This is a genomic window from Streptomyces galbus, assembly GCF_005280195.1.
Taxonomy (GTDB): domain Bacteria; phylum Actinomycetota; class Actinomycetes; order Streptomycetales; family Streptomycetaceae; genus Streptomyces; species Streptomyces galbus.
This window is the reverse complement of the sequence record NZ_SZPR01000038.1, coordinates 1-4,454: the sequence shown is the minus strand read 5'-3', so window position 1 is coordinate 4,454 and position 4,454 is coordinate 1. Positions and strand designations below refer to the sequence as shown.

Here is a 4,454-nt window from a genome sequence, read left to right as displayed (position 1 = left end):
GTCACCAACCTCTCCGAACAGCACACCTAGGCCGTGGCCGCGAAGTCGGCACCCGCACGGGCCGGGCGCGGTCTCAGTCCGCCTCGGCCCGCACCAGTTCCGCCGTGAACTGGGCGCCGGCCAGCAGCGCCAGGTTGGTCAGCCACAGCCACACCAGGAACACCACGACCCCGGCGAGGGAACCGTAGAGACGGCTGTAGGTGCCCAGCCCCGAGGCGTACGCGGCAAAGCCGGCCGAGGCGGCCAGCCACAGGCCCGCCGCCAGTACGCCGCCCGGGACGCTGTGCCGTCGGCGGCGGGACGGTGGCGGACCGTGGCGGAACACGATGATCACCAGGCCCGCCACCAGACACAGCAGCAGCGGCCAGCGCAGCAGACCCCACGCCCAGGCCACCTTCGCGCCCAGCCCGAACAACCGGCCGACGCTCTCGGCGATGGGCCCCGTCAGCAGCAGCACCAGCGCGCTGACGGCGAGCAGCACCAGCAGGGCCAGCGCCGTCAGCAGGATGCGGTGCGCCCGGTGCCAGGACGAGCGCGGGTCCTCGGCCCGGTGCATGCGGTGCAGGGCCCGCCGGAACACCGCCAGGTAGCTGCAGGCGGACCACAGCGCGCTGACCGTGCCGGCGGCCAGCAGCGGCCAGGCCGCCCCGTCGGTGCGCAACGCGCGCACCAGCACCCGGTGCAGGTCGGCGCCCGACCCCCCGGGGGCGTAGGCGGTGACGTGCGCGACCATCTCCTGCGCGGTCCCCGGGCTGATCAGGCCGAACGACAGCACCGTCACCAGCAGGGCGGGCAGGACGGCCAGGATCGCGTAGTACGTGAGGGCGGCCGCGTAGTCCGAGATGTCGTCGTTCCACAGCGACACCGGCGTGCGGCGCAGCGCCGGCCACCAGCCGTCCAGCCCCGCACCGGCCCTGTCCGTCTGCATCTGCTTCTCGACCGCCATCCCTGCCGCATGCCCCGCAGGGCCGTCCGAACGCCTGGCACACCCCGGGATCAGCGGTCTGCATCCTCAGGACGGTGCCGGGGCGAAGCAGGGGTATGACGAGATGGACGCCACGGCCCGACGGCGGACGGCCGTCGGGCAGCTCCTGTTCCCACACCTGGACGGCCGACCCGGCGCCGCTGAGCGCGACGTGCCCGGGCTGCGCGGCGCGCGGACGTGCACCGGGCGACCTGCTCCTCTGCCTGACCTGCGGCCACGTGGGCTGCAGCGACAGCTCTCCCGGGGCCCACGCCACGGTCCACTTCGAGACGGACGGACACCCCGTGGCCCGCAGCCTCGCCCACGACCGCGGATGGGCCTGGTGCTACGAGGACGAGGTGTACCTGGATCCCCTGGACGAGCCCGCGCCGCGATCCGCTCCGCGCGCACCCGAGTCCGTCCGGGACTACCCGCGCCCGCCCGCCATGAGCCGGGACGACCGCGTCGTGGTCGTCGAGTGCGCCGGCCGGGTGGTGGCCGAGAGCCGCAGGACGATCCGCGTACTGGAGACCAGCCATCCCCCCGTGTTCTACGTCCCCCCGCAGGACGTCCGTACGGAGCTGCTGCTCCCGGCCGCCGGGGGGCGGACCTGGTGCGAGTGGAAGGGCGCGGCACGGTACTGGGACGTCGTCGTGGGGGACGACGTACGCGCCCGCGCCGCCTGGGCCTATCCCCGTCCCGAGCCCGCCTACGCGGCCCTCGCCGACATGTTCGCCTTCTACCCGAGCCGCGTGGACCGCTGCACGGTCGCCGGGGAGGTGGTGACGGCACAGGAGGGCGACTTCTACGGCGGCTGGATCACCTCGGAGGTGCGGGGACCGTTCAAGGGGGCGCCGGGCACGCAGCTCTGGTGAAGAGGGGGCGGGCAGTGGCGTCGCGCGCCCGTCGGCCGGTCAGCCGAGCCGCGTCCTGGGCGGGGGCAGGGGGACCGGCGTCCCGAACCGCACCGGCAGACCGGGAGAGTACAGAACGCTGACGGGCTCGCTCCGGGGCCTGGACAGGCCCGCCGCCGCGACCAGGTCGTCCTCCCAGCCCAGCAGGCTGCACCGGCGGAACGTCCACACCGGGTGCGCGTTGGGCAGGTAGTAGGTGCGTCCGGGGAACCGCTCGTGCAGGCCCCACCGCCGGGTGAGGAACTCCTCCAGCGGCCCGGCCGGCACCTCCTCGTCCTCCACCTCCAGCCGGACGCGCGCGCCCCCACTGCCGCCCCGGCGCCGGGTCGTGCGGTACACCAGCCGGCTGTCGAACCACTCGCTCCGGATCCGGGACCACCGGTAGGGCAGCCCGAAGGCCCCGCGGGCGGTCAGCACGGGCAGCAGCCGGTCGCAGTCCAGGGACCGGAACACCCCCCCGCGCCGACCGGCGACGTCGCGGCTGTACAGCCGTACGTTGACCTCGCCGAAGCTGCCCAGGTAGGGCAGGGGCGGGGTCCGGCCGAAGGCGAGGTCGTCCATCGATCCATGTCCGCCTCCCGATTCCGCCGACGACCTGGTGGCCTACGTGTCTGGTTCGCCGGTCGGCGGCCGGCCGGATGCAGCCACGGGCTCAGGAGGTGGCGGGCTGCTGGATGCTGTCGCCGCGGTTGTTGAGGGCGATGTGGGTGCCGATGCGCCGGAAGTCGTTGATCACACCGAAGAGGCTCTTGCTCGTCGGCAGGAGGGCGCGCAGGGCGGGCCTGTCGGCCAGGCGGGCGTGGAGCAGCTCCTTGTAGGCGTTGTAGACGCGCGCCGTGTAGTTGGGTTCCTTCGCCGCGTTCATGCGGTAGTCGTTGGTGATCGCGATCGAGGCGAGGTCCATGAGGTAGCAGTCGAAGAGGTCGGTGACGTCCGTGGCCTTCGCGCCCTCTTCGCCCGACTGCGCCTGCCGGGCGAGTGTCTCGGCCATCTCCACGACGATGTCCCGGTAGATGCCGTGCCGGGTGCTGCTGGGGAAGGCCGCCATGATGTGGTCGGCCTGTCCGGCACCCCGCGTGCTCATCGTCCGGGGGGTGGCCAGGTCCGCCAGACCCGGCACGGGCAGGGGGATGTCCTCGAACATCGCCTCCTCGTCGGGGATGTTCCCGTTGCGGGAGGCCAGCGGGTGGAGGCCGATCTCGTGGGCGAGCATGCCCATGATGTAGCCGGTGTCGTACTTCTCGAAGTAGTAGCTGGCGAGGTTGATGCGCACTCCCTCGTCGCCGAGGTCGCGCACGTCGGCGGGGGTCTCCGTCGTGCGCACGTGCAGGGTGATGCGGACGGGGCGGGAGCCGACGTAGGTCCGGATCGTCGGGTGCTCCCTGAGCAGCTCGATGATCCGGACGGCCTTGTCGCGGTACCTGTCGTCGGTGTGCTTGAGGTTGGTGAACTCGTAGTTCCCCGACCTGAAGGGGGTGAGGACCGGTTCGGGGGCGGGGCTCTGCGGCATCTGGGCCGGTACCTCCGTTCCCCCGGGGCCGTCCGTCGTGTCGCCCGCCGTGGGGAGCGACACGGGGTCGACCCACACGGACGAGCGGGGCGTCGGCGTGGTGGCCCGGCGGGTCTCCTCCCAGGTCGGGTCCTGGTCCGTGTCCCCGTGGTGCGACCGGGGCTGCACCTGCCCGATGTGTGCCTGCAGGAGGGCCAGGTGTCGGCCCCGCAGACCACCCCGGGTGAGGGAGGGCTCCTCAGGAGCCTCGTCCAGGGCGCCGAGGAGGCTGCCGGGGACGTGGGGGCGGTGCGGGGTGTCGGTGTCACGGTATTCGTCGCGCAGGCCGAGCTGGTGGGTGAGCTCGTGCACCAGCTGGACGGGGTCCGCGTCGGCCCACCAGATGGTCTGGTCCATGGTCCGGTCACGGCCGGCCAGGTCCACGGTCAGGTGCGGGGCCCCGCCCGTGGCGTCCGTGGCCGTCGGATCGACGCGTTCCACCGTGACGTGCAGCCGGTCGCCGCCCGGGAGCAGGTGCCCGGGGTCGTTGAGGAACTCGTGCACGCCCGCCTGGAGCCGGGCGAACACGCGGTCCGTGTCCTCGTCGCTGCCGCGCAGGGCGACGCGGACGGTGAGGTCGGTGACGGGCTCGCCGTCGTAGGTGAACCGACGCGCGTCGAAGGCCGAGCGGACGACGAACCGGGGGCGCTGGTCGCGCGGCCTCCGGGGGCGCGGGGCGCCCGGTGCGGCGGGCGGCGGCGCCGGGCTGTCGTCCGTGGGCGCGAGGCGGGGGCGCGTCCCCCCGGTGCCGACGCCCTGGCGCGGTGTGACGGTCTGGATGCTGTCGCCCTGGTTGTTGAAGGCGAGGCTGGCGCCGAGCCCCAGGAAGTTGTTGGTGACGTTGTACCAGCTCTTGTCCGCCGGCAGCAGTCCTCGCACGGGGCTGTCCGCGGGAAGCTGTGCGGCGAACTGCTCCTTGTACGCGTTGTAGACCCTCGCCGTGTAACGAGGCTCCCACGCGGCGTCCTTGCGGCGGTCGTTGGTGACCGCGATCGTGGCGAGGTCCATCAGGTAGGTGTCGATGAGG

General features: G+C 73.1%; 4 protein-coding genes. 1 reads left to right on the top strand and 3 read right to left on the bottom strand.

Going from position 1 to position 4,454, the window contains the following annotated elements; translation table 11 throughout:
• Positions 1 to 73: 73 nt before the first annotated feature.
• Positions 74 to 946 (bottom strand): YihY/virulence factor BrkB family protein, encoded by an 873-nt coding sequence (locus E4U92_RS34080; RefSeq protein WP_137304324.1) that lies wholly within the window; start codon positions 944 to 946, stop codon positions 74 to 76.
• 95 nt (positions 947 to 1,041) lie between these two features.
• Between E4U92_RS34080 and E4U92_RS37290 the strand changes: the two genes are divergently transcribed.
• Positions 1,042 to 1,839 carry a DUF427 domain-containing protein gene (locus E4U92_RS37290; protein WP_137304323.1) on the top strand — a complete coding sequence of 266 codons (798 nt, stop codon included), beginning with the start codon at positions 1,042 to 1,044 and terminating at the stop codon, positions 1,837 to 1,839.
• Positions 1,840 to 1,878: 39 nt separating this feature from the next.
• Here the strand turns inward: E4U92_RS37290 and E4U92_RS34070 are convergent, their stop codons facing one another.
• Both E4U92_RS34070 and E4U92_RS36120 read right to left on the bottom strand, forming a co-directional pair.
• Positions 1,879 to 2,439, bottom strand: coding sequence for a YqjF family protein (locus E4U92_RS34070; RefSeq protein ID WP_137304322.1), 561 nt, complete (start codon positions 2,437 to 2,439; stop codon positions 1,879 to 1,881).
• Positions 2,440 to 2,530: 91 nt separating this feature from the next.
• On the bottom strand, positions 2,531 to 4,454 hold a 1,924-nt coding region (locus E4U92_RS36120), incomplete at its 5' end, for a hypothetical protein (protein WP_168725261.1).